Raw genomic sequence first — 21505 nt, forward strand, 5'->3', positions numbered from 1 at the left:
CACCCGGTGTCGCCTACATGCCAGATATCTGTGCTACATCAAGTGCGCATCATCTCCCACTGCATGCCAAGGCAGGCGACAATGCCCACCATGTCTCAAGACAGTTACCGCCCCCATATGGAAGCAGGCAACGCGCTGGTGCGCGAAGCCCAGCGCATTGCCACCGCCGATTTCACCCAGGCACGTGCCCTGTGGCAGGCCGCCGGCAAGGAGTTCTACCGCGCCCACCAGGCCGACCCCGAGCAGGCCGAAGCAGGCTTCCGCCTGGCCCAGGCCTGGATGGCCGAGGCCCATGCCCTGCAAAAGGAAGAATCACCCAACGCACCCGTGATGTGGGCCAATGCCGCCGCCCAGTGCGAAAAGGCGTTCGACCTGGAACCCAGCAACGGCCGCATCGCCATGACGGCCGCCAGCTGCCACCACTTTGCCGGCCAGCACGATGCCGCCAAGGCCTGGCGCCAGATCGGCGAGCACCTGCTGCACGACGATGCGGCCGATGCCGGCCAGGGTCCGCACGGCAGCGGCGGCACTGCAAAAGGCCGCGGCGGCTGACACGCCGGGGCGCCTTGGCCGCCCCTGGCGACCTCCGGCTTAGCGGGCTGCCGCCTGGTAGACCTGCTTCAGCTGGGCCACATTGCCCAGCAAGGCCGTGGGGCCGGTGCTGCCCATCAGATACCAGCCCTTGGGATCCAGAAACACCACCTGCCCTTTCTGGCCGGCCGCCGAGCCCTTGACCTGGGCGTTGTCGAACACCTGCTGCGACGGGATGATGGCGCCGCCGCCGGCCGCCTGCCCGGTGGCGGTGTTGCGGTCGATCACGTACAGCCACTGCGGGTTGAGCCTGGCCACATCGTCAAAGGTGTAGGCCGTGCCGCGCGCCGGCACCTGCTGCGCGGTGATGGCCGACTTGGCGCCCAGCACATCGAACAGGAAGCCAAAACGCGTCCCCGGCGCCTGCGGCATGATCTTGTCGTTCACCGCCATCAGCAGCAGTCCAGGGGCAGCCTGGCTGGAGAGCTGGCGCAGCGCCGCCACCTCCTGCTGCATCCGGTCGACCAGTGCCTGGCCCTGGGCCTGCTTGCCATACAGGCTGGCAATGGCCGCCACATTGCGCGCCATGTCCTGCAGCATCTGCTGGCCGTTGACCGAGAAATCCACCGTGGGCGCGATCTTGCGCAGCAGGTCGTACTTGGCTGCGGAGCGGCCACCCACAATGATCAGATCCGGCCGGATCCGGCTCAGTGCCTCGTAATCCGGCTCGAACAGGCTGCCCGCCACGGGATAGCGGGCTGCGGCATAGCCCTTCAGATAGTCCGGAAACTGCGCCTTGGGCACCCCTGCCACCGGCAGACCCAGGGTGTGCATGGTGTCCAGCGCCCCCAGATCGAACACCACCACGCGCTGTGGTGCCGCAGGCACCGGGGTCACGCCCTTGGCATGGGTGATAGCGATGGGTGCGCGCGCCGCAGAGGGGCTGGCCGCCCAGACCCCTGCGGTCATTCCCGAGCAGCAGACCCCCGCCAGGGCAGAGGCCAACCAACGGCGGCGCGACGGGGTCAGAGGGGTTCCAAGCATGGCATTCCTTTCAATGAAGTTGACTATTCACAACTTTTTGCAGCATCCATCGCCATTTCGCACGCTTTTTTGAGCAAAAAACAACAACATGCAAACAAGAACAATTCTCGATCGTACAGCATGTAACTACAATGTAATGAGAACGATTCCTGTTAACGAATTCTTTACTGCAGCTTCATGTCCCGCTCACTGAATTTCCGCCTTTTTGCCCTTTCCGCCATCGCGATGGCCGCCCATCTGACCGCCGCCCACGCCGCCACCGACACCGTGCTGGGTGAGACCACGGTCCGCGCCACTGCCGAAGAAGAACTGAAGCAGGCCCTGGGGGTGTCCGTCATCACCCAGGAAGAGCTGACCGAACGCGCTCCGGCCAATGACATTTCCGAGCTGGTGCGCACCATGCCGGGCGTCAACCTGACCGGCAACTCCGCTTCCGGCCAGTACGGCAACAACCGCCAGATCGACCTGCGCGGCATGGGCCCGGAAAACACGCTGATCCTGATCGACGGCAAGCCCGTGCAATCGCGCAACGGTGCCAAGATGGGCCGAAGCGGCGAGCGCGACACCCGTGGCGACTCCAACTGGGTGCCGGTGGAAGCCATCGAGCGCATCGAAGTCATCCGTGGCCCTGCGGCAGCGCGCTACGGTTCGGGTGCCGCCGGTGGTGTGGTGAACATCATCACCAAGAAGCCCACCGACAAGCTGCAAGGCTCGGTCACTGTCTACGGCAAGTTCCAGGAAGACTCCAAGGAAGGCGATACCAAGCGCAGCAGCTTCAACCTGTCCGGCCCGCTGGCAGAGAACCTGTCCTTCCGCCTGTTCGGCAACATGGCCCACAGCGATGCGGACAGCCCCGACCTGAACCGCACCGCATCCACCACCACCGCCATGGCCCCCGCCGGCCGCGAAGGTGTGAAGAACAAGGACATCAACGCCCTGCTGCGTTGGGACCTGACCCCCCAGCAGGTGCTGGAGTTCGAGATGGGCGCCAGCCGCCAGACCAATGAATACGCCGGTGAAACCGCCGTCAGCATCGACGCCAATGCGCCCATCCGCGAATCGCTGCTGGGCCAGGAAACCAACCGCACCAACCGCAACACCCTGGGGGTGACCCACCGCGGCAAATGGGACTGGGGCACCTCGCGCCTGATCTTCCAGTACGAAAACACCCGCCGCTGGCAAAACCCCGTGGCGCTGGCCGGTGGCCCCGAAGGCTCCATCAGCAGCACTACAGACAAAATCACTTCCAAGCTGGGCAACTACTTCCTGTCCGGGGAAGTGAACACCCCGCTGAAGCTGGGCGGCACCACCCACATGCTGACCACGGGCTTCGAGTACCGCAACGAGAAGCTGGACGATGCCGCAGCCATGAGCCAGACGACGGGCACGGGCGCCAACAACGTCGGTGGCCTGGTGGGCAGCGCAGGCACCCGCAGCGGCAAGTCCGATGCACAGAACTTCGCGCTGTTCGTGGAAGACAACTTCGAGCCCATCCAGAACCTGATCCTGACCCCGGGTGTGCGCTTTGACCACCACAGCCAGTCGGGCAACAACTGGAGCCCCAGCCTGAATGCCACCTACCAGCTGAACGACAGCTGGCAGGTCAAGGGGGGTATTGCCCGTGCCTTCAAGGCGCCCAATCTGTACCAGACCAACAACAACTACCTGTACTTCACCATGGGCAATGGCTGCCCGGTGAGTTCGCCCAGCCTGGGCGGTGGTTGCTACGTCGTGGGTAACCCCGATCTGCAGGCCGAAACCAGCATCAACAAGGAACTGGGGGTTGCGTACACCAACCACAACGGTCTGGACGCCAGCCTGAGCTACTTCCAGAACGACTACAAGGACAAGATCTACGCCGAAATGAACGACGGCACGCCGGTCGTGGTCGGCACCTCCCAGGTCTACCAGTGGATGAATGCCAGCAAGGCCATCGTCAAGGGCTTCGAAGGCAATCTGACCGTGCCGCTGGATGGCAAGAACGGCAACACGCTGAAGCTGGTGAACAACTTCACCTACATGCTGAAGAACCACAACAAGGACAGCAACCAACCGCTGTCCGTGATTCCCAAGTACACCGTGAACTCCACACTGGACTGGACCATCAACGCCAACTGGTCGACCCAGCTGAACGCCACGTTCTACGGCCGCCAGGAACCCCGTACCGTCCAGACCGGCGGTGCTGCCTCCACCGGTGCACAGCTGCAGGAAGTGAGCTCCTACGCCCTGTACGGCATTGGCGCACAGTACAAGATCAACAAGTCGTATGCGCTGAACTTCGGCATCACCAACCTGGCGGACAAGCGCCTGTACCGCGAGTCCAACAACTCCGCCGCAGGCGCCTCCACCTACAACGAACTGGGACGCGCCTACTACGTGTCGCTGACCGGCCGCTTCTAAGCCGCCCGCCCCTGCCGGTTGCAGCCCCCACGCTGCAGCAGGCAGGGACGCTTCCGGCACTGGTCGCAGACTGCTGCACACGCGGACCTGCCCACCCGGGCAGCCCGTGCATCCGCAGCTGTGACACCATCAAGCCTGCAGCCTTGGCTGCGGGCTTTTGCATTGCTTCTTTCCCCTGCCGCCCATGACACCCCCTGCCGCGCACCTGGATGGCTACGTCACCGACGTCGCCTACCCCGACTACTTCCACCGCGAAATCATGCCCGTCTGGCTGTGCAGCACCCTGCAGGCACTGGGGCGCCGCACACCCGATCTGCAGCAGCCCTACACCTGGCTGGAACTGGGCTGCGGCACGGGCATCAGCACGGTCATCGCTGCCGCCACCAACCCACAGGGGCAATTCATCGGCCTGGACCTCAACCCGGACGCCATTGCCCAGGCACAGGCGCTGGCACAGGCGGTGGGTGTGCCCAATGTGCGATTTGTGTGCCAGAGCTTTGAAGCCGCACTGGCCGCAGACGCCGAAGCACTGCCCCCCTGCGATTTCATCGTCAGCCACGGGGTGTACTCCTGGATCAGCACCAGCAACCGCGCCGCCCTGCGCCAGCTGCTGGAACGCCACCTCCGCCCCGGCGGCGTGCTGTACCTGGCCTATATGAGCCAGCCCGGCTCTGCCGCCATGGCCGCCGCGCAAAAACTGGTGCACCTGGCCACGCAAGACATGGCAGGCAGTTCCACGGACAAGACCGACGCCGGCCTGGCACTGCTGCAGCAGATGGCCGAAGCCGGCACCGGCTACTGCACCGAACACCCGCGCATCGCGACGGAACTGGGCCAGCTGCGCGGCATGGACCGCCGCTATATCGCCCATGAATTTCTGAACGCGCACTGGGAATCCCTGCACGTGGCCGATGTCATGGCCGATCTCGCACCGGCCGGCTGTGACTACGCCGGCAGTGCCACGCTGCTGGAAAACATCGACGGTGCATCCCTGCCCGAACAGTCGCTGCCGCTGCTGAACCGCCTGCGCCAGCAAGGCCGCAGCGTGGCCGCCCAGGAAACCTTCAAGGACATTGCCCGCAACCAGAACCAGCGCCGCGATATCTACCAGCGCCACCACCCCCAGGGCAATGGGCTATCTACCGACGCACACCGCCACGCCTTGCTGGCACAGCGCATTGCCCTGCTGCCTGCCGCACCCTCGCTGCAGGCGCCCTTGCCGGCAGCCTTCACGCTCGACACCCGCATCGGCCCGGTGCAGATGCCCATGGCCCATGTGGCACCACTGCTGGCCGCCCTGCAAAACGGCCCGCAAAGCTATGCCCAGCTGGTGCAGCTGCCGCTGTATGCCCAGCAGCCCGGCGCGGTCAGCCAGTTGCTGCAGCTGCTGGCCTGGGTGGGCTGGGTGCAATTCGTGCGGCCGGACTGGCAGACCGACGCATCCCCGGCCCCAGCCACATCCGCCATGCTGGAACGCTTGAATGCGGCGCTGGCCCTGCGCCCCTGCGGCCAGCCGGCCGTGCATTACCAGGCCCATGCGGCCGCGGGCAGCGCCATTCCGATGCCATAAGCGTGTGCCCCGCACCGCGCACCGCGTCGCGGGCTGGGGGCCGAAAACGGGAACAAAAAAAGGGGCGATAGTGCCCCTTTTTTTACGCTGCACTGCAGTGCGGCAGCGGCGTCACGAACGGCACGTGGCCAGCATGTCCAGTTCCGGCTTGTAGAGCGGGCTGCGCACATCCAGCATGCCCAGCACGGTGTGGAAGTAGTTGTCGTGGGTGATGCGCTGCTCCACCCCGGAACGGGCGCAGGCCTCTTTCATGCCGGTGCGCGCCTGCAGGGTACCGGGCCACAGCACCCAGGGCACATGCTTTTGCGTGTCGGGGGCAATCGCATAGGGCAGGCCATGCAGATACAAGCCGTTCTCGCCCAGGGATTCTCCGTGGTCGGACACGTACATCAGCGCCGTCGCGTACTGGTCCTGCTTCTTTTGCAGCCAGTCGATGGTCCTGGCCAGAAACAGATCGGTTTCGCGCATGCTGTTGTCATACACATTGACCAGTTCGGCATGGCTGCAGTCCGAGGTCACATGCGTGGTGCACTCGGGCTTGAACTGCTTGGTCTGCGCACTGGAGCGGCGGTAGTAGGCCGGGCCGTGGCTGCCCATCTGGTGCAGCACCAGCACCGCGCCCTTGCTGCGTGCGGCTTCGGGCAGCGCCTGCAGGCGCTGGTCCAGCAGGCCCACCATCAGCTGGTCCAGGCACTCCCCGTCCTTGCACCATTGCTTGACCTCGGCCGGCGTGGCCACCTGGTCGGCCTGGGCGTGGGGAATGCGGTCGCACACGCCTTTGCAGCCGGCCTGGTTGTCCAGCCAGTCCACACCCAGACCGGCGGCCTGCAGCACGTCCATCAGATTGCCGTACTCGAACTTGCGCCCTTCATAGCCCGACTTGCCCAGGTGCGAGAACATGCAGGGCACCGACGCCAGCGTGTTGGTGCCGCAGGACCAGGCCTGGCGCCAGTTGATGACCTGGCGCGCCGCCAGTTCGGGCGTGGTGTCACGCGGGTAGCCGTTCAGGCCGAAGTGGTCGGCGCGCGTGGTCTCTCCCACCACCAGCACCAGCAGCGGCGGCTTGTGCGTGGCGGCAGCGACGGCCGAGGCAGCGCCATAGCTGCTGCCCAGGGCAGCGCCCTCCGTGATGGCGCGGAACGGCCGGTTCGGCTTGAAAATGGGTTTGAGCGTGACCTGCGCAAACGACACCACCGTGGCCAGGGGGTTGATCAGAAAGCGGATCTCCGTGTGGTTGCGGATCAGCGGCGCCAGCTGGCGGTACATGGCCACGCTGCCCCCCAGCAGGGTGCCCAGCGCCAGCAGCACCGCCAGGGCCGACAGGCCCCAGGCACGCCGCCCCCGGCTTTCCTGCCAGCGCACACCACGGTAGAGCCACAGCACCGGCAGTCCGGCAAACACTGCCACATGTACCAGCATGAGCGGACTGAACAGCGCCATGCCCTCGGTGAAGTTGGTCTGCATCACATTGCGTACCATGCTGCTGTCCATCACCATGCCGTAGTGCAGCATGTAGTACTGCACCACCGCGGACAGCACCAGGATGGCGCTCCAGGCGACCCGGCGCAGGCGCGGCCATGACCACAGCATGAACCACAGGTAGGTGGCACAGCCCACCAGCACCGCCATCACCGCCCGGCGCAGCATCCAGGGGTCCGAGAAGTCGTCCAGACCCGCGAGCTTCTGCCACAGCGCCTGGTTCAGCAGCAAGGTGCACCACAGCACCAGCACGCCGGCCACGGTGCGGGGCGACAGCTGCAGCGCGGGCCAGCGCCAGCGGCGGCCGACATGCGGCGGCGCAGCATCGGCGGCAGAAACGGAATCGGACGTGGGGAGTGCCACCGCAGCGATGGCATCGCCGCGGCCGGGAAACATGTTGTGCATGGGCCCGTACAGTAGGGACCCAAGCTGAACCTGCAGTGAACCCTCTGTTCAGACTCCATTCAGCTCTCGTGCAAAGCCGCCTTTTTCAACACGGACTGCCAGCGTCTCTACACTGGTGTTTTCCGTTCATGATCCTGCACCATGCGAATACTGTTGGTGGAAGACGATGCAGCCCTGGCCCAGGCGGTGCTGGGCTATCTGCACAGCAAGCAATTCAAGGTGGATCTGGCCCCCGACCTGACGACCGCACGCGCCCTGGTGGCCGTGACCCACTACGCCACCATCCTGCTGGACCTGAACCTGCCTGACGGCGATGGACTGGAATTGCTGCAGCACCTGCCCAGGCGGGACGATGCCCCCACCGTGGTGGTGGTGACCGCCCGCGACCAGGTCAGCGACCGCATCCGCGGCCTGGACACCGGCGCGGACGACTACCTGGTCAAACCCTATGACCCCGAGGAGCTGCTGGCCCGGTTGCGCGCCATCGAACGCCGTCGCAGTGCCCAGGCCAGCCCGGTGCTGCAGCGGGGCCCCGTCAGCATCGACCTGGCGCGCGAGGTGGTCAAGGTCGACAGCCTGCCGGTGGTGCTCACGCCCAAGGAATGGGCCCTGCTGCGGGTGCTGGCCAGCCGGCCGGAGCAGACCTTCACCCGCGAGCGGCTGCTGGAGGCGCTCTACCAATGGGACAGCACCTCGGACAGCAACACCCTGGAAGTATTCATCAGCCGGCTGCGCCGCAAACTGGGCAGCCCCCTGATCCAGACCGTGCGCGGCACAGGCTACCGGCTGGCGGTGGCATGAAGTCCGCCCCCGTCAGCCTGGCCCGCCGCCTGACCCGCCCGCTGGTGGTGGCGGTGATCACCGTCTGGGCACTGGGCACGGCCCTGGTCGCCTGGTATGTCGATGCCCAGATCCAGCACAACTTCGACACCGAACTGGTGGAGAGTGCCCACCGCCAGCTCTACCCGGCCCTGCTGGACGTGCGCCAGTCGCGCATCGACTCGGACACGCCGGGCCAGGAGATCCTGACCATGGGGGAGGTGCCCGGTGACGACCATCCGGAACCCTTGCTGCTGCAAGTGCGCACCCCCGACGGCAAGGTGCTGCTGCGCTCGCGCGGCGCCCCCATCACACCGTTCGACGCCCCCTTGAAGCCGGGGTTTCACAACTCCATCGAACACCGCATCTACACGCTGTACACGCCGCAGGACGACCTGTGGCTGCAGCTGGCAGACCCGCTGGGCGAACGTGCCGAAATCCGCAGCGGCACACTGACCGGGCTGATCACCGTGCTGCTGCTGATGCTGCCAGTGCTGACCGGATTGATCCGCCACATTGCCCGCAAGGAACTGCGCAGCGTGCAATGGCTGCAGCAGCAAATCACTGAGCGCAGCAGCAGCAATCTGCAGCCCCTGGTGCTGCAGGACCTGCCGCTGGAACTGCGCCAGGTGGGCGAAGGCGTGAACCAGCTGATGGACCGCCTGCACCAGGCCCTGGATGTGGAACGTGCTCTGGCCGCCAATGCCGCGCACGAGCTGCGCACCCCGCTGGCCTCCGTGCGGCTGCGGCTGCACACGGCGGTGGAGCAGGCCCAGCTGCAAGGCAGCACCCAGATTGCCGTGGGCGAGGCGCAAACCGCCCTCACCGCCCTGGAAACCCTGAGCCACCGGACCGAGCGGCTGCTGCAGCTGTCACGTGCCGAAGCGGGGAACACCGCGCGCTTTCACACCATCGATCTGCTGCAGCTGGCCACCACCATGGCCCAGGAGTTCTGGCAGCACCCCCGCGCCCAGCGGCGACTGGACTGGGAGCCACCCGAGGATGCGGCACCGGTCTGGGTGCAGGGCGATATGGACACGCTGGCCATTGCGCTGCGCAACCTGATCGACAACGCCCTCACCTATTCCGGCGGCGAGGTGGTGCTGACCGTGCTGCGCCAGCCACCGGCCCTGGTCGTACGCGACGACGGTCCCGGCCTGGATGCGACACAGCGCCTGCAGATCCAGGAGCGCCATGTGCGCGGTGACACCCGCCACATCGGCTACGGGCTGGGCATGTCGATTGTGCGCAGCATTGCCGACCGGCACAGCGCCCAGCTGGAGCTGCTGTCGCCTCCGCCCGGCAAGGCACAGGGGCTGGAAGTGCGGCTGGTGTTTGCCACCATCACCGAAGAGGATCTGGCATCAGCCCCCCAGCCGCTGACGTGATGACCGTTCAGCGCGGTACGCTGCGCAGCAGCTCGGGCAGGTGGCTGAAGGCAAACAGCAGCAGACCGATGGCACCGCCCACCAGGGTGCCGTTGATGCGGATGAACTGCAGGTCCTTTCCGATGTGCTGCTCCACCAGGGCCGACAGCTCGCGCGCGTCCCAGCGCTGCACGGTTTCGCGGATGTGGCGGGCAATGAACTCCGACACCTCGGGCGCCAGCGCCTGCGCCCAGCGCTCCAGCCGTTCGTTCATGGAGCGGCGCAGCGCCGCATCCTGCGCCAGCGACAGGCCCAGCCAGCGCCCCAGACCGCCCAGCTTGCGCGCGATATGGGATTTCGGGTTGTCCAGATCCGCCTCCAGGCGCTGGCGCATGCCGCTCCACAGGTCGCGCAGATAGGCGGCCAGCTTCTCGTCGTGCAGCAGATAGTGGCGCACCTGCTCGGCGCGCGCGGCGTAGTCCGGGTCGTTCTGCAGCCGCACGATCAGCCGCTGCACGGCCGCATCGAAGGCCTCGCGCATGCGGTGCTGGGGGTTGTGGGCAATGTCGTCCAGCAGGCTTTCCAGCGCCTGGGCCACCAATTCGGCGCCCTTGTCGCCCAGCCAGTCGGTGGGCAGCATTTTTTCCTTCAACGGGTGCTCGCGCTTGAGCCACTGCACGATGGCCTCGGCAATGAAATGGTGCGTATCGGCCTGCTGCAGCACGCCGCCGATGCGGCGCAGCACATCGTCCAGCACCGCCTGGTGGCGCCCGCCTTGCGTCAATGCCCCCAGCACCGTGGCCAGCGAGCGTGACAGGTCCACCTGTGCCAGCACGCCACGCAGCGTCTGGGTCAACAGCCGCTCCACCTGGCGGTCCTGCACCATCTCCAGCCCGGCCTGGGCCAGGCGGGCCAGCTGGCGGCCCAGCAGCTGGCTGTTGCCGGGCGCGCCCAGCCAGTCGGCCAGCGACTGGGCGGCATCGTGGCGGCGCAGCAGTGCCACCAGCGAGGGCGCATCCAGGAATTTGTCGCGCACGAACACGGCCAGGTTCTCACCGATACGGTCCTTGTTGCGCGGGATGATGGCCGTGTGCCGCTGCACCCAGGGAATGGGGATGTGGCGAAACAGGGCCGACACCGCAAACCAGTCGGCCAGCGCGCCCACCATGGCGGCTTCGGCCACGGATTGCAGGCAGCGCACCAGCAGCGTCTGGTGCAGAAAATGCGTGGCCACAAACACGGCCGTCACCAGAAGCAGCAAACCCAGCGCCAGGCGCTTGGCGCGTTGCAGTGCGGATGCAGTCGAAGTCATAGGCGTGCGGTTCACTCCGGCGCGCTGCAGCAGCCCATCTGCCCCAGCAGCGGTTTCAGCCTAGCACGCGTTGGTGGCTACCCGGTGTAGGGCGCTCCCGCAGCCGCAGCACGGCAGCGGGCGCCAGGGCCAAGGCAAATCCCGGACAATCCGGGCATTCACAACTTTCTGACCGACCTGCACCATGAGCGACAACCGCCCCGAACTGCCCGACCACCTGTCCATCGACCCGCGCAGCCCCCACTATGTGGCCGCGATTTTTGAGCACGACATCGGCATCCGCTTCAACGGCAAGGAGCGCTTCGACGTGGAGGAATACTGCATCAGCGAAGGCTGGGTGCGTGTGCCTGCAGGCAAGACCGTGGACCGCAAGGGCTACCCGCTGCTGATCAAGCTCAAGGGCCCGGTCGAGGTGTTCTACAAGTAAGCCCGCTGGCAGGGCCCGCCGCAAGGCTGCCCTGCCCCCGGGCAGATGGGCGTGGCCGTGCTGTGCATGCCACTCTCCGGCCTGTACCGCCTTGCAACAGGCCATACCCAAGCACCCGATGCGCCCCGCAGCGCGGCATCGGGCGGGAGCGGCCGCCGACCGGCGGCACGCCGCAGCATTTACTTGCCGTTGATGCCCAGCAGCTCGACTTCAAACATCAGCGTGGCATTGGGCGGAATCACCCGGCCCGCACCACGGCTGCCGTAGGCAATGCCGGGTGGGCAGGTCAGGCGTGCTTTGCCCCCCACCTTCATCTTCTGCACGCCTTCGGTCCAGCAGGGAATCACGCCGTTGAGCGGAAACTCGATCGGCTCGCCCCGGGTGATGGAGCTGTCGAAATCCGCACCGGTCTGCGGAAAGTAGCCGCGGTAATGCACCTTCACCTTGTCCGTGGCCTTGGGGCTTGCGCCCGTGCCGTCCTTCAGGCTTTCATAGACCAGGCCGCTGGCCGAGGTCACCGGTTGCGACTGTGCCAGTGCGTGACCGGCCAGCATCGCGCCCATCAGGCAGGCAGCGCCTGCAATGCGTGCAAACATGAAAACATCCTTTCAATGGGGCTGTTCCAGCGCATGCCGTGCGCTGGAACAGCCATTCAAACCATAGGGAATCGGTCAATGCGCCGCGCAGGGGTAGCCCCTGCGCGCTGCGGTCTCTCACCTCCGGCGCAGCCAGAGTGGGGAAAAGCACACACCGGCCGGCGGGCGTCAGACCCCGATGCGGTCCAGCGCATCGCGCAGATGGCCCACGGTGCGGTCCACGTTGTGCCACTTCTCCAGGCCGAACAGGCCGATGCGGAAGGTCTTGAAGTCCGCGCCTTCGTCGCACATCAGCGGCACACCCGAAGCGGTCTGCAGGCCCACATTCAGGAAGGCCTTGCCGCTCTGGATATCGGGGTGGGTGGTGTAGCTCACCACCACGCCCGGGGCCTTGAAACCACCGGCCGCCACGCTGGGGAAACCGCGCGACTCCAGCAGCTTGCGCACCTGGTCACCCAGGGCGATCTGTTCCTCGCGCACCTTCTCAAAGCCGTAGGCACAGGTTTCCAGCATCACATCGCGCAGGCGCACCAGGGCGTCGGTGGGCATGGTGGTGTGGTAGGCGTGCTGGCCTTTTTCGTAGCCTTCGGCAATCTGCATCCACTTCTTCAGATCGCAGGAGAAGCTGGAGCTTTGCGTGTGTTCGATGGCTTCGCGCGCACGGGCCGAGAGCATCACCATGGCGCAGCAGGGCGAGCTGCTCCAGCCCTTTTGCGGCGCACTGATCAGCACGTCCACGCCCGTCTTTTCCATGTTGACCCACATGGCGCCGGAGGCCACGCAATCCAGCACCATCAGCGCACCCACGTCATGGGCGGCGTCGGCGATGGTGCGGATGTAGTCATCGGGCAGCATGATGCCGCTGGCCGTCTCGACATGGGGGGCGAACACCACCTTGGGGCACTCGGCGCGGATGGTGTCGGCCACGTCCTGTGCCGGGCATGGCGTCCAGGGATCCTGGCTGCCTTCGCCCTGCTTGCGCGCCTTGCAGACCACGGCACCGCCGCCCAGGCCGAAGTTGCCGGTGTCGAAGATCTGCGTCCAGCGGTAGCTGAACCAGCCGTTGCGCACGATCAGCACCTTCTCGCCATTGGCGAACTGGCGCGCCACGGCTTCCATGCCAAAGGTGCCGCTGCCAGGCACCAGCACGGCAGTGTGGGCGTGGTAGACCTCTTTGAGCGTCCCCAGAATGTCCTGCATCACGCCGGCAAAGCGCTTGGACATGTGGTTCAGGGCGCGGTCGGTGTAGACCACCGAGAATTCCAGCAGTCCATCGGGATCGATATCGGGCAACAGTCCGGGCATGAAGAGGTATCTCCTTGGGCTATGGATCAGGTCCGGCGGGTGGTTCTGTGGCCACCGGGTCGGACAGGTATGTCCCCATCTTAATATGCCGCCTGCCCCTCTCCGGCTGATCTGGCGCAGGCCACCACGGTGGCGCGCATTCAGGCGACAGGCGCCGCCGGATAGCTGCGGCGGCCAAAGATGCCGCTGCCCACGCGCACCAGGGTGCTGCCGGCCTGTACGGCCAGTTCCAGATCGTCGGTCATGCCCAGGCTCAGGGTGTCGAAGGCCTCCAGCCCCGGCAGGCCGCTGGCGCGGATCTGCGCAAACACGGCCGCCACCCGCTGGTGCACGGTCAGCATGGCCTCGGGGGTTGGCTGGGGGTCGGGAATGCTCATCACCCCGCGCAGCTGCAGCTGCGGCAAGGCGGCAATGGCCTGGGCCAGTGCCGGCGCGTCCTGCGGGCTGCAACCGGATTTGGTCTCACCTCCGTCCACATTCACCTGCAGACAGATCTGCAGCGGTGGCAGGCCGGCAGGCCGCTGGTCGGACAGGCGCTGGGCAATCTTCAGCCGGTCCACCGTGTGCACCCAGTCAAAGTGCTCGGCCACCAGCCGGGTCTTGTTGCTCTGGATCGGGCCTATGCAGTGCCAGGTGAGCGGCGGTACATCGGCCATGGCGCGCACCTGGGCGATCTTGTCCACCGCTTCCTGGATGTAGTTCTCCCCAAAGGCGCGCTGGCCGGCCAGCGCCGCCTCGCGCACGGCATCGGCACCAAAGGTTTTGGACACGGCCAGCAGGCCCACGCTGGCGTGGGGGCGCTGCGCGCCATCACAGGCGCGTGCCATGCGGTGGTGTATCTGCTCAAGGTTCTCGGCTATGGTCGTCATAAGCCGTGGAGCGTACCAAACCCTTGTGCCACATGGAGACAGCCCGCACAAGCCGCCTGCAGGATCGGACCAGGCCGCCTGCCTGCGTCCACTTCGCCGGTGTCTGATCTGTCGCAAGAAGGGGCGACAAGCGGGGCCGCCTGTGTCACCATGGGGGCTTCGCCGCAGCGTCTGCGCGCTGCTTTCTGCCTTTCTGATCCACCGACATGTCGAGCATCCACCCCCGCGATTACGCTGCTACTCCTTCCCGCAAAGTTGCCTTCCTGGGCCTGGGCGTCATGGGCTACCCCATGGCCGGCCACCTGACCAAGGCAGGCCACCAGGTCACCGTGTACAACCGCAGTGCCGCCAAGCGCCAGGCCTGGGTGGCCGAATTCGGCGGCGCCGAAGCCGCCACGCCGCGTGCGGCGGCCCAGGGCGCCGACGTCGTGTTCTGCTGCGTGGGCAATGACGACGACCTGCGTTCCGTGGTACTGGGCGCCGACGGCGCACTGGCCGGCATGCAGGCGGGGGCCATTTTTGTCGACCACACCACCGCTTCGGCCGAGGTGGCCCGCGAGCTGTATGCCGCGGCACAGGCACAGGGGCTGCATTTCATCGACGCACCGGTCTCCGGCGGTCAGGCGGGCGCCCAGAATGGTGCGCTGACGGTGATGTGCGGCGGTGACCAGAGCGTGTTCGACACCGTGGCACCGGTGGCCCAGTGCTTCTCGCGCGCCTTCACGCTGATGGGTGCCAGCGGCGCGGGCCAGCTGACCAAGATGGTCAACCAGATCTGCATTGCCGGCGTGGTGCAAGGCCTGTCCGAAGCCATTGCCTTCGGCGAAAAAGCCGGGCTGGATGTGCACAAGGTGCTGGACGTGGTCAGCAAGGGCGCGGCCCAGAGCTGGCAGATGGAAAACCGCGGCAAGACCATGGTGGAAGGCAAGTTCGACTTCGGCTTTGCCGTGGACTGGATGCGCAAGGATCTGGGTCTGGTGCTGGACGAAGCCAAGCGCAATGGCGCCCGCCTGCCGCTGACCGCCCTGGTGGACCAGTTCTACGCCGATGTGCAGGCCATGGACGGCGGTCGCAACGACACCTCCAGCCTGATCCGCCGCCTGCGCTGATCCGCGCAGCTTCGGCGGCCCACCAAAACAAACGGCAGCCTCGCGGCTGCCGTTTTGCGTTTGGCGTAGCAACGCCTGGCGGTCAGTTTTCTGCCGCGGGGTCGCGCGTCACCGGTGCGCTGCCGGGCATGTAGTTGGCCAGGGCATCTTCGGTGGTCAGCTCGAACACCCGGACCACCTTGCGCACATCGTTCACACCGCGGGCAATTTCCGCGGCGCGCCGGGACTCACGCTCGGTCACGATGCCCAGCAGGTAGACCACGTTCATCTCGGTCACCACCTTGATGGCCGAGGCCTGCAGATCCCGCGCATTGATCAGGCTGCCCTTGACCTGGCTGGTGATCATGGTGTCCTTGCTGCGCTGGCCCAGCGAAGAGGAAAACGGCGTCACTTCCAGCTCGTTGTGGATGCCGTCCACATTGTTCACATCGCGCACGATGCGGGCCACTTCCTGCTTGTCCTGCTCGTTGCGCACTTCGCCGGTGATCAGCACCTTGCGGTTGAAACTGGTGATGTTGACGCGGCTGCGCTCGTTCAGCGGAGACTGGCGGATGCGGTCCTGTGCCCGCAGCTCGATCCCCTGGTCTTCCACCTGCGTACCGGTCGTGCGGCGGTCGGCCGCCGACAGTGCGGCGGTGGCCATGCCGCCACCGACCACCAGGGGGACGCAACCCGACAGGCCTGCAGTGATGGCTGCCGCAGCCAAGACTGCGCGTACCAGAGGGGAACCCATTCGCTTCATAACATCTCCTGTTCGCCAAGCAACTGTGTGTCCACGCCGTCGCACAGGCAATGGACCACCAATTCATGGGCTTCGCGCACGCGCGCAGCCCGCTCATGCGGTACGCAGATCAGCACATCGGTCTCGCGCACCCGGGAAGCCAGGGCGCCGCCAGTATGGCCGCTGAGCACCACCACCATCATTTCGCGCTCGTGCGCCGCATCCACGGCTTCCAGCAGGCTGTGGTCGTTGCCGCTGACCGAGATCACCAGCAGCAGATCGCCCGCCTGACCCAGCGCACGCACCTGGCGCGCCAGGTACTGCGAGCCCGGCGCCGTACCGGCCGAGCCGCCCAGCAGCCCGCCATCGCTGCCCAGGGCCATGGCGGCCAGCTCGGGGCGTTCGCGCTCGAAGCCGGTCACGCACAGGGTGGCAAAGGTCTGGGCCTGGCTGGCGGACACACCGCTGCCGCAGGCCAGTACCTTGCCGCCACTGGTCACGCTGGCCAGAATGGCCTGCACGGCCAGGGCAATGGGTTGGCTCAGCGCCTGGGCGGCCTGGTATTTCAGGTCGGCGCTGTCGATGAAATGCTGTTGGATACGTAGCTCTAGCATGGGCTGCGATGATACCTGTGCTGCGTTATACCTTTGGTAGCAGAAAGTTTGTGCTGACACTGTGTGCAACGCCCCTGGGGCTGCAACGGCCTGGCAGCGGCGGGCGACAGGCGCGGGCACCCGGCCTCATTCTGCGTCGAAGGCCGCTTCCAGCCACTGCAGCTGGTCCTGCTGTACCAACGCCGCATCAAAACGGCAGGCCGGCACCGACGGCTGGCGCGCCAGCCAGTGGCGGGCGGCCAGCACGATGCGCTGCCGCTTGGCCGCATGGATGCTGGCATCGGCCCCTCCAAACTGGCTGCTGGCGCGGCTGCGCACCTCCACGAACACCACCGTGTCATCCGCGGCACGCAAGATAAGGTCTATCTCGCCCCCGCCGCGCCCAGGCGTCCGATAATTGCGCTCTATCAGCCGCCAGCCCCGCGCCAGCGCATGACGCAGCGCCCGGTCTTCGGCCTGCTGGCCCGGCGTGCGGCCTGTGGCCGCCTCCAGCGGCGGCTTTTTTGCCTCCAGCGGCGGCTTTTTTCCAAGGAAACCCATTGAGCACCTCTTTCGCTCCGGCCCTGCATGCTGCCCGCGAGGCAGCGGCTGCCCAGAATTATCCGCAGGGCACGCTGTATGTGATGGCCACGCCCATCGGCAACCTGGCCGACATCTCGCTGCGCGCCCTGCATGTGCTGCAGCTGGTCGATGCCGTGGCCTGCGAGGACACACGCCACACCCAGGGCATGCTGCGCAGCTACGGCCTGGAGCGCCCCGGCAGCCAGCTGCTGGCCGTGCACCAGCACAACGAGGCCGAAGCCGCCGCCGGTGTGATCGCACGCCTGCAGCAGGGCCAGCGCATTGCCTACGTCAGCGATGCCGGCACCCCCGGCGTCAGTGACCCCGGCGCGCGCCTGTGCGCCGCCGTGCAGGCGGCCGGGCTGCGCTGCATGCCGCTGCCGGGTGCCAGCAGCATCACCAGCGCCATCAGCGTGGCCGGCTGCGTGCCGCCGGGGCAGACCGATGGCGGCTTTGTGTTTGCCGGTTTTCTGCCCACCAAGAATGCCGAGCGCCAGGCAGCCGTCCAGCGGCTGTCGGCCGAGCCGCGCTGCACCGTGCTGCTGGAAGCCCCGCACCGCATCCACGAGCTGGCCAAGGCCCTGGCCGTGCTGGGCGAGCGCCCGGTGACGCTGGCGCGCGAAATCACCAAGCAGTTCGAACAGATCAGCACCCACGCCGCCCAGGACCTGCCCGCCTGGCTGAATGGCGACGCCACCCGTGCCAAGGGCGAGTTTGTGGTGGTGCTGCACCCGGTGGCGGTGCACCAGGACGACGGCGATGCCGAGCGGGTGCTGCGCATGCTGCTGGCCGAATTGCCGACCAAGACCGCCGTCAAGCTGGCGGCCGACATCACTGGCGGCAACCGCAACCAGCTGTATGACCTGGCGCTGCAGCTCAAGCGCGCGGACCAGGACGGCGACGAAGCCGAATAAAGCGGCAAAGCGCGCCTGGGAAGGCGCAGCGGACCCGGCATGCCTGCCCACTGCCGGTGAGAACGCGGCGCGCGCCGACTGCGCCGCATGTCCCCAGCGCTGCCGCCACCCCGCAGTGCGCACCGCGCCATCTGTCGGGGTGTTCCGCACTTGAGCGCAGCACGCAGCCAGCGCTCCTCGGCGCAGCGGAGGCCCGCGGACTCAGGCGTAAGCCAGGCCCGTGGCCACCCCGCCAAACAGATCGCCTTCCACCTGGGGCACAGCCGGGAAGGCCTGGGCCAGCGCATCGCGCAGCGTACGCAGCGCCGACGAACCACCGGTCAGGTAGATGGCATCCACACCTCCCGCGGGCAAGCCCGCCAGCTGCACGCAGTCCTGGGCACATTCCACCACCTGCACCAGTGGTGCCTGCAGCGAACGGTGCAACCCGTCCTGGGTGATGCCTGTCTGCAAACCCGTCTCCAGCCAGCCCAGGTCCAGCATGGCATCGCCACCGGTGCTGGAGGCCTGGATCTTGCCCTGCTCCACGGCATCGGCCAGCCGGTGGCCCAGGCGCTCTTCCAGCACCGCCATCAGGCGCTGGTGCAGCTGCGGGTCCCGGTAGTCGGTACGCAGTGCCTGCGCATCGCGCAGCGCCTTGGGGCTGTATTGCCACTGGATCAGGTGCCAGGTGGCCAGGTCGTAAAACACGCGGCTAGGCACTTCGCGGCCGCTGGGCCCGGTGTGGCGCAGGCCCAGCAGCGGCATCGCCGTATCCACGCTCAGGCGGTGGTCAAAGTCGGTACCGCCGATGTGCACGCCGCTGGTGGCCAGGATGTCGGCCGTGCGGTCGGGCTTGCCCGCATGCTGCGGCCCCAGGCGCACCACGGTAAAGTCCGAGGTGCCGCCGCCGATGTCCACCACCAGCACCACGGTCTCACGCTCCAGGCGCTGTTCGTAGTCCAGCGCGGCGGCAATGGGCTCCAGCTGGAACTCCACCTGCGCAAAACCGGCGGCCTGCGCGGCTTGTTCCAGCGCATCCTGTGCCTGGCGGTCACGCTCGGGGTGGGCATCGACAAAATGCACCGGCCGGCCCAGCACCACCCGTTCGGGCAAACCGCCCAGTTCCTGCTGGGCACGCTGGGCCAGCTGCTTCAGAAACAGCGCAATGATGTCCTGGTAGCTGACCATCTGGCCATGCACGGCCGTCTTGTCCTGCAGCAGGCTGCTGCCCAGCAGGCTTTTGAGCGAGCGCATCAGCCGGCCGTCTTCTCCCGCCAGGTACTGGCGCATGGCGTCGCGGCCAAAGTGCGTACCCTGGGTTTCCGTGTTGAAGAACAGCGCCGTGGGCATGCCGGTGGCGCCACCTTCCAGCGCAAGCAACTGTGCCGCACGCGCGCCCTGGCGCCAGGCCATGGCGGAGTTGGAGGTGCCAAAATCGATGCCAAGGGTGGTGCCAGTGAGGGTCTGCATAGCGAATTCCGGGGGCAGCCGCTGCCGAAAGCGGGCTGCATTTCTTCCAAAGAGGCGCGGTCGCTACCGCAACCGCTTCACATTCAAGACAAAGGCATGCGCCTGGTAGCGAGGCGCATGCGGCGCATATTTTCAAAGCAAGCCGCTGCAGACCGCTGCGTGGATCCTGCACGGCACTGACCCGCACCACCGGTGCACGGTGAACGCCTGGGCGCGCACTCTCCAGTGCTGCACAGATCGTGCCGGCGGGCCTCCAGGCCCAGTCGCCCCAGGTGGGGCCTGGGGCACCGACCTTGCACGGGAGATGCAAAAACAAAAACGCCTGCTGTTTCCAGCAGGCGTTGATGAATTTGGTTGCGAGGGCTGGATTTGAACCAACGACCTTTGGGTTATGAGCCCAACGAGCTACCAGACTGCTCCACCTCGCGATATGTCCAAATTATAGCACAGAATTATTCTGCAGCTTGGGTTTGAGCCACTTCTTCTTGCTCAACCAGTTCCACATAGGCCATGGGAGCGTTGTCGCCCACGCGGAAGCCCATCTTCAGGATACGGGTGTAGCCGCCAGGACGCTTGGCGTTGCGGGGACCCAGCACGTTGAACAGCTTGGTCACGCTGTCGCGGTCGCGCAGACGGTCGAAAGCCAGACGGCGGTTGGCAACGGAGTCAACCTTGGCCAGGGTGATCATGGGCTCGATCACGCGGCGCAGTTCCTTGGCCTTGGGGACGGTGGTCTTGATGGCTTCGTGCTCGATGAGCGAATTCATCATGTTTTGCAGCATCGCCTTGCGGTGAGACGAAGTGCGGTTCAGTTTGCGGAGGCCGTGACCGTGACGCATGGTGCTTTCCTTTGATTTGATGTTTGCGGGCAAGCCGTATCAGGTACTGCCCGGTGCACTGTATAAATGTTGCGGCCCACCACCCTCTCGGGTGGGGAGCCGCAGATTATAGCGTGATGCTGAAAAAAGCGTCTGATTAACGCTTTTCCAGGCCAGCGGGCGGCCAGTTTTCCAGCTTCATGCCCAAGGTCAGGCCGCGCGAAGCGAGGACTTCCTTGATTTCGTTGAGCGACTTGCGACCCAGGTTAGGCGTCTTGAGCAGCTCGTTTTCGGTGCGCTGAATCAGATCACCGATGTAGTAGATGTTTTCTGCCTTCAGGCAGTTGGCCGAGCGAACGGTCAGTTCCAGCTCATCCACAGGGCGCAGCAGGATCGGATCGAACGTTGCGTTGGCACGTTGGTTGCCGCCGGCTTGCAGGATGCCGCCTTCACCGAACTCGCCTTCCAGCTGTGCAAACACAGCCAGTTGTTCCACCAGGATCTTGGCAGATGCGCGCACGGCGTCTTCGGCATTGATGGCGCCGTTGGTTTCGATTTCAACGACCAGCTTGTCCAGATCGGTACGCTGCTCCACGCGGGCGGATTCCACGTTGTAGCTCACGCGGCGCACAGGCGAGAACGATGCGTCCAGCACGATACGGCCGATCGACTTGGTCGACTCGTCACCATAGCGGCGCACGTTACCGGGCACATAGCCACGGCCCTTTTCCACCTTGATCTGCATGTCCAGCTTGCCGCCTTGCGACAGGGTGGCGATGACGTGATCAGGGTTGATGATTTCCACATCGTGCGGAGTCTGGATGTCACCAGCGGTGACCACACCTTCGCCGTCTTTGCGCAGGCTCAGGGTGACTTCATCACGGTTGTGCAGCTTGAACACCACGCCCTTGAGGTTCAGGAGGATGCTCACCACATCTTCTTGCACACCGTCGATGGACGAGTACTCGTGCAACACGCCAGCAATCGTGACTTCCGTCGCTGCATAACCCACCATGGACGACAGCAACACGCGACGCAGGGCGTTGCCCAGCGTATGGCCGTAGCCGCGCTCGAAAGGCTCCAGGGTCACTTTGGCACGGTTGTGGCCCAGCTGCTCTACATTGATCGTCTTGGGTTTCAGCAGATTTGTTTGCATGCAGACTTCCTCTCAATACCCCCGGCTCGTTACACC

20 protein-coding genes and 1 tRNA gene are annotated in these 21505 nt (G+C 65.9%); 8 read left to right on the plus strand and 13 right to left on the minus strand.

From position 1 onward, the window contains the following. Window positions 1-90 precede the first annotated feature (90 nt). A complete protein-coding gene (locus B3349_RS14165; protein WP_291589598.1) occupies window positions 91-552 on the plus strand; it encodes a hypothetical protein in 462 nt (153 codons plus the stop codon). A gap of 39 nt (window positions 553-591) precedes the next feature. Here B3349_RS14165 and B3349_RS14170 read toward each other — a convergent pair whose 3' ends face one another. Beyond that, window positions 592-1575: a siderophore ABC transporter substrate-binding protein gene (locus B3349_RS14170; protein ID WP_291589600.1), complete on the minus strand. Its 984-nt coding sequence runs from the start codon at window positions 1573-1575 to the stop codon at window positions 592-594. 177 nt (window positions 1576-1752) lie between these two features. Between B3349_RS14170 and B3349_RS14175 the strand changes: the two genes are divergently transcribed. Both B3349_RS14175 and B3349_RS14180 read left to right on the plus strand, forming a co-directional pair. After that, on the plus strand, window positions 1753-3975 hold the full coding sequence (locus B3349_RS14175) for a FepA family TonB-dependent siderophore receptor (protein WP_291589602.1): 2223 nt from the start codon (window positions 1753-1755) through the stop codon (window positions 3973-3975). Window positions 3976-4159: 184 nt separating this feature from the next. After that, window positions 4160-5545, plus strand: a complete 1386-nt coding sequence (locus B3349_RS14180; RefSeq protein WP_291589604.1) for a class I SAM-dependent methyltransferase — start codon at window positions 4160-4162, stop codon at window positions 5543-5545. A gap of 111 nt (window positions 5546-5656) precedes the next feature. Here B3349_RS14180 and B3349_RS14185 read toward each other — a convergent pair whose 3' ends face one another. Next, window positions 5657-7429: a phosphoethanolamine transferase gene (locus tag B3349_RS14185; RefSeq protein WP_291589606.1), complete on the minus strand. Its 1773-nt coding sequence runs from the start codon at window positions 7427-7429 to the stop codon at window positions 5657-5659. A gap of 141 nt (window positions 7430-7570) precedes the next feature. On the opposite strand from B3349_RS14185, the gene B3349_RS14190 reads away from it, so the two are divergent. Together B3349_RS14190 and B3349_RS14195 are read left to right on the plus strand one after the other, a co-directional pair. Then, a complete protein-coding gene (locus B3349_RS14190; protein ID WP_066541267.1) occupies window positions 7571-8230 on the plus strand; it encodes a response regulator in 660 nt (219 codons plus the stop codon). Beyond that, window positions 8227-9636 carry an ATP-binding protein gene (locus B3349_RS14195; protein WP_291589608.1) on the plus strand — a complete coding sequence of 470 codons (1410 nt, stop codon included), beginning with the start codon at window positions 8227-8229 and terminating at the stop codon, window positions 9634-9636. The genes B3349_RS14190 and B3349_RS14195 overlap by 4 nt, the downstream gene beginning before the upstream one ends. 7 nt (window positions 9637-9643) lie before the next feature. Here B3349_RS14195 and B3349_RS14200 read toward each other — a convergent pair whose 3' ends face one another. Beyond that, complete coding sequence (locus B3349_RS14200; RefSeq protein ID WP_291589610.1) at window positions 9644-10927, minus strand: DUF445 domain-containing protein; 1284 nt, start codon at window positions 10925-10927, stop codon at window positions 9644-9646. 184 nt (window positions 10928-11111) lie between these two features. On the opposite strand from B3349_RS14200, the gene B3349_RS14205 reads away from it, so the two are divergent. Next, window positions 11112-11354, plus strand: a complete 243-nt coding sequence (locus tag B3349_RS14205) for a DUF3297 family protein (protein ID WP_291589612.1) — start codon at window positions 11112-11114, stop codon at window positions 11352-11354. 179 nt (window positions 11355-11533) lie between these two features. On the opposite strand, the gene B3349_RS14210 is transcribed toward B3349_RS14205, so the two are convergent. The 3 genes from B3349_RS14210 to B3349_RS14220 form a co-directional block, all read right to left on the minus strand. Then, window positions 11534-11917 carry an FKBP-type peptidyl-prolyl cis-trans isomerase gene (locus B3349_RS14210; protein ID WP_255578914.1) on the minus strand — a complete coding sequence of 128 codons (384 nt, stop codon included), beginning with the start codon at window positions 11915-11917 and terminating at the stop codon, window positions 11534-11536. Window positions 11918-12118: 201 nt separating this feature from the next. Beyond that, window positions 12119-13255: an aminotransferase class V-fold PLP-dependent enzyme gene (locus tag B3349_RS14215; RefSeq protein ID WP_291589614.1), complete on the minus strand. Its 1137-nt coding sequence runs from the start codon at window positions 13253-13255 to the stop codon at window positions 12119-12121. A 140-nt stretch (window positions 13256-13395) separates the two neighbouring features. Further along, window positions 13396-14124, minus strand: coding sequence for a YggS family pyridoxal phosphate-dependent enzyme (locus tag B3349_RS14220; protein ID WP_291589616.1), 729 nt, complete (start codon window positions 14122-14124; stop codon window positions 13396-13398). Between the two features lie 206 nt (window positions 14125-14330). Between B3349_RS14220 and B3349_RS14225 the strand changes: the two genes are divergently transcribed. Then, complete coding sequence (locus B3349_RS14225) at window positions 14331-15233, plus strand: NAD(P)-dependent oxidoreductase (protein WP_291589617.1); 903 nt, start codon at window positions 14331-14333, stop codon at window positions 15231-15233. An 82-nt stretch (window positions 15234-15315) separates the two neighbouring features. On the opposite strand, the gene B3349_RS14230 is transcribed toward B3349_RS14225, so the two are convergent. The 3 genes from B3349_RS14230 to B3349_RS14240 all read right to left on the minus strand — a co-directional run bounded on the left by B3349_RS14230 (window position 15316) and on the right by B3349_RS14240 (window position 17108). Then, complete coding sequence (locus B3349_RS14230; RefSeq protein WP_172591761.1) at window positions 15316-15975, minus strand: BON domain-containing protein; 660 nt, start codon at window positions 15973-15975, stop codon at window positions 15316-15318. Further along, complete coding sequence (locus tag B3349_RS14235) at window positions 15972-16568, minus strand: SIS domain-containing protein (protein WP_066541284.1); 597 nt, start codon at window positions 16566-16568, stop codon at window positions 15972-15974. Before B3349_RS14235 ends, B3349_RS14230 begins: the two co-directional genes overlap by 4 nt. A gap of 126 nt (window positions 16569-16694) precedes the next feature. Next, window positions 16695-17108, minus strand: coding sequence for a YraN family protein (locus tag B3349_RS14240; RefSeq protein WP_291589621.1), 414 nt, complete (start codon window positions 17106-17108; stop codon window positions 16695-16697). Between B3349_RS14240 and rsmI the strand changes: the two genes are divergently transcribed. Continuing rightward, window positions 17108-18043 carry a 16S rRNA (cytidine(1402)-2'-O)-methyltransferase gene (rsmI, locus tag B3349_RS14245; RefSeq protein ID WP_291589622.1) on the plus strand — a complete coding sequence of 312 codons (936 nt, stop codon included), beginning with the start codon at window positions 17108-17110 and terminating at the stop codon, window positions 18041-18043. The genes B3349_RS14240 and rsmI overlap by 1 nt on opposite strands. A gap of 201 nt (window positions 18044-18244) precedes the next feature. Here the strand turns inward: rsmI and B3349_RS14250 are convergent, their stop codons facing one another. The 4 genes from B3349_RS14250 to B3349_RS14265 form a co-directional block, all read right to left on the minus strand. Then, entirely contained in the window at window positions 18245-19495 is a 1251-nt protein-coding gene (locus B3349_RS14250) for an Hsp70 family protein (protein WP_291589624.1), read from the minus strand. A gap of 351 nt (window positions 19496-19846) precedes the next feature. Continuing rightward, a tRNA-Met gene (locus tag B3349_RS14255) sits at window positions 19847-19923 on the minus strand. A 24-nt stretch (window positions 19924-19947) separates the two neighbouring features. After that, the gene (rplQ, locus tag B3349_RS14260) at window positions 19948-20334 is read right to left on the minus strand and encodes a 50S ribosomal protein L17 (RefSeq protein WP_066541296.1); all 387 of its coding nucleotides are present in this window, start codon (window positions 20332-20334) and stop codon (window positions 19948-19950) included. Window positions 20335-20470: 136 nt separating this feature from the next. Then, window positions 20471-21469 carry a DNA-directed RNA polymerase subunit alpha gene (locus B3349_RS14265; RefSeq protein ID WP_066541298.1) on the minus strand — a complete coding sequence of 333 codons (999 nt, stop codon included), beginning with the start codon at window positions 21467-21469 and terminating at the stop codon, window positions 20471-20473. Window positions 21470-21505 lie beyond the last annotated feature (36 nt).

Origin of the sequence: Comamonas sp. UBA7528, assembly GCF_002479375.1 — a bacterium.
Taxonomy (GTDB): Bacteria; Pseudomonadota; Gammaproteobacteria; order Burkholderiales; family Burkholderiaceae_C; genus Comamonas.

What these genes read in the sequence shown, in the direction of transcription:
- B3349_RS14185 (WP_291589606.1), bottom strand. Translation starts at nt 7,429, where the DNA reads ATGCACAACATGTTTCCCGGCCGCGGCGATGCCATCGCTGCGGTGGCA.
- B3349_RS14250 (WP_291589624.1), bottom strand. Translation starts at nt 19,495, where the DNA reads ATGCAGACCCTCACTGGCACCACCCTTGGCATCGATTTTGGCACCTCC.
- B3349_RS14230 (WP_172591761.1), bottom strand. Translation starts at nt 15,975, where the DNA reads ATGAAGCGAATGGGTTCCCCTCTGGTACGCGCAGTCTTGGCTGCGGCA.
- B3349_RS14240 (WP_291589621.1), bottom strand. Translation starts at nt 17,108, where the DNA reads ATGGGTTTCCTTGGAAAAAAGCCGCCGCTGGAGGCAAAAAAGCCGCCG.
- B3349_RS14195 (WP_291589608.1), top strand. Translation starts at nt 8,227, where the DNA reads ATGAAGTCCGCCCCCGTCAGCCTGGCCCGCCGCCTGACCCGCCCGCTG.
- B3349_RS14215 (WP_291589614.1), bottom strand. Translation starts at nt 13,255, where the DNA reads ATGCCCGGACTGTTGCCCGATATCGATCCCGATGGACTGCTGGAATTC.
- B3349_RS14205 (WP_291589612.1), top strand. Translation starts at nt 11,112, where the DNA reads ATGAGCGACAACCGCCCCGAACTGCCCGACCACCTGTCCATCGACCCG.
- rplQ (WP_066541296.1), bottom strand. Translation starts at nt 20,334, where the DNA reads ATGCGTCACGGTCACGGCCTCCGCAAACTGAACCGCACTTCGTCTCAC.
- B3349_RS14220 (WP_291589616.1), bottom strand. Translation starts at nt 14,124, where the DNA reads ATGACGACCATAGCCGAGAACCTTGAGCAGATACACCACCGCATGGCA.
- B3349_RS14170 (WP_291589600.1), bottom strand. Translation starts at nt 1,575, where the DNA reads ATGCTTGGAACCCCTCTGACCCCGTCGCGCCGCCGTTGGTTGGCCTCT.
- B3349_RS14210 (WP_255578914.1), bottom strand. Translation starts at nt 11,917, where the DNA reads ATGGGCGCGATGCTGGCCGGTCACGCACTGGCACAGTCGCAACCGGTG.
- B3349_RS14190 (WP_066541267.1), top strand. Translation starts at nt 7,571, where the DNA reads ATGCGAATACTGTTGGTGGAAGACGATGCAGCCCTGGCCCAGGCGGTG.
- B3349_RS14165 (WP_291589598.1), top strand. Translation starts at nt 91, where the DNA reads ATGTCTCAAGACAGTTACCGCCCCCATATGGAAGCAGGCAACGCGCTG.
- B3349_RS14200 (WP_291589610.1), bottom strand. Translation starts at nt 10,927, where the DNA reads ATGACTTCGACTGCATCCGCACTGCAACGCGCCAAGCGCCTGGCGCTG.
- B3349_RS14265 (WP_066541298.1), bottom strand. Translation starts at nt 21,469, where the DNA reads ATGCAAACAAATCTGCTGAAACCCAAGACGATCAATGTAGAGCAGCTG.
- B3349_RS14225 (WP_291589617.1), top strand. Translation starts at nt 14,331, where the DNA reads ATGTCGAGCATCCACCCCCGCGATTACGCTGCTACTCCTTCCCGCAAA.
- B3349_RS14180 (WP_291589604.1), top strand. Translation starts at nt 4,160, where the DNA reads ATGACACCCCCTGCCGCGCACCTGGATGGCTACGTCACCGACGTCGCC.
- B3349_RS14235 (WP_066541284.1), bottom strand. Translation starts at nt 16,568, where the DNA reads ATGCTAGAGCTACGTATCCAACAGCATTTCATCGACAGCGCCGACCTG.
- B3349_RS14175 (WP_291589602.1), top strand. Translation starts at nt 1,753, where the DNA reads ATGTCCCGCTCACTGAATTTCCGCCTTTTTGCCCTTTCCGCCATCGCG.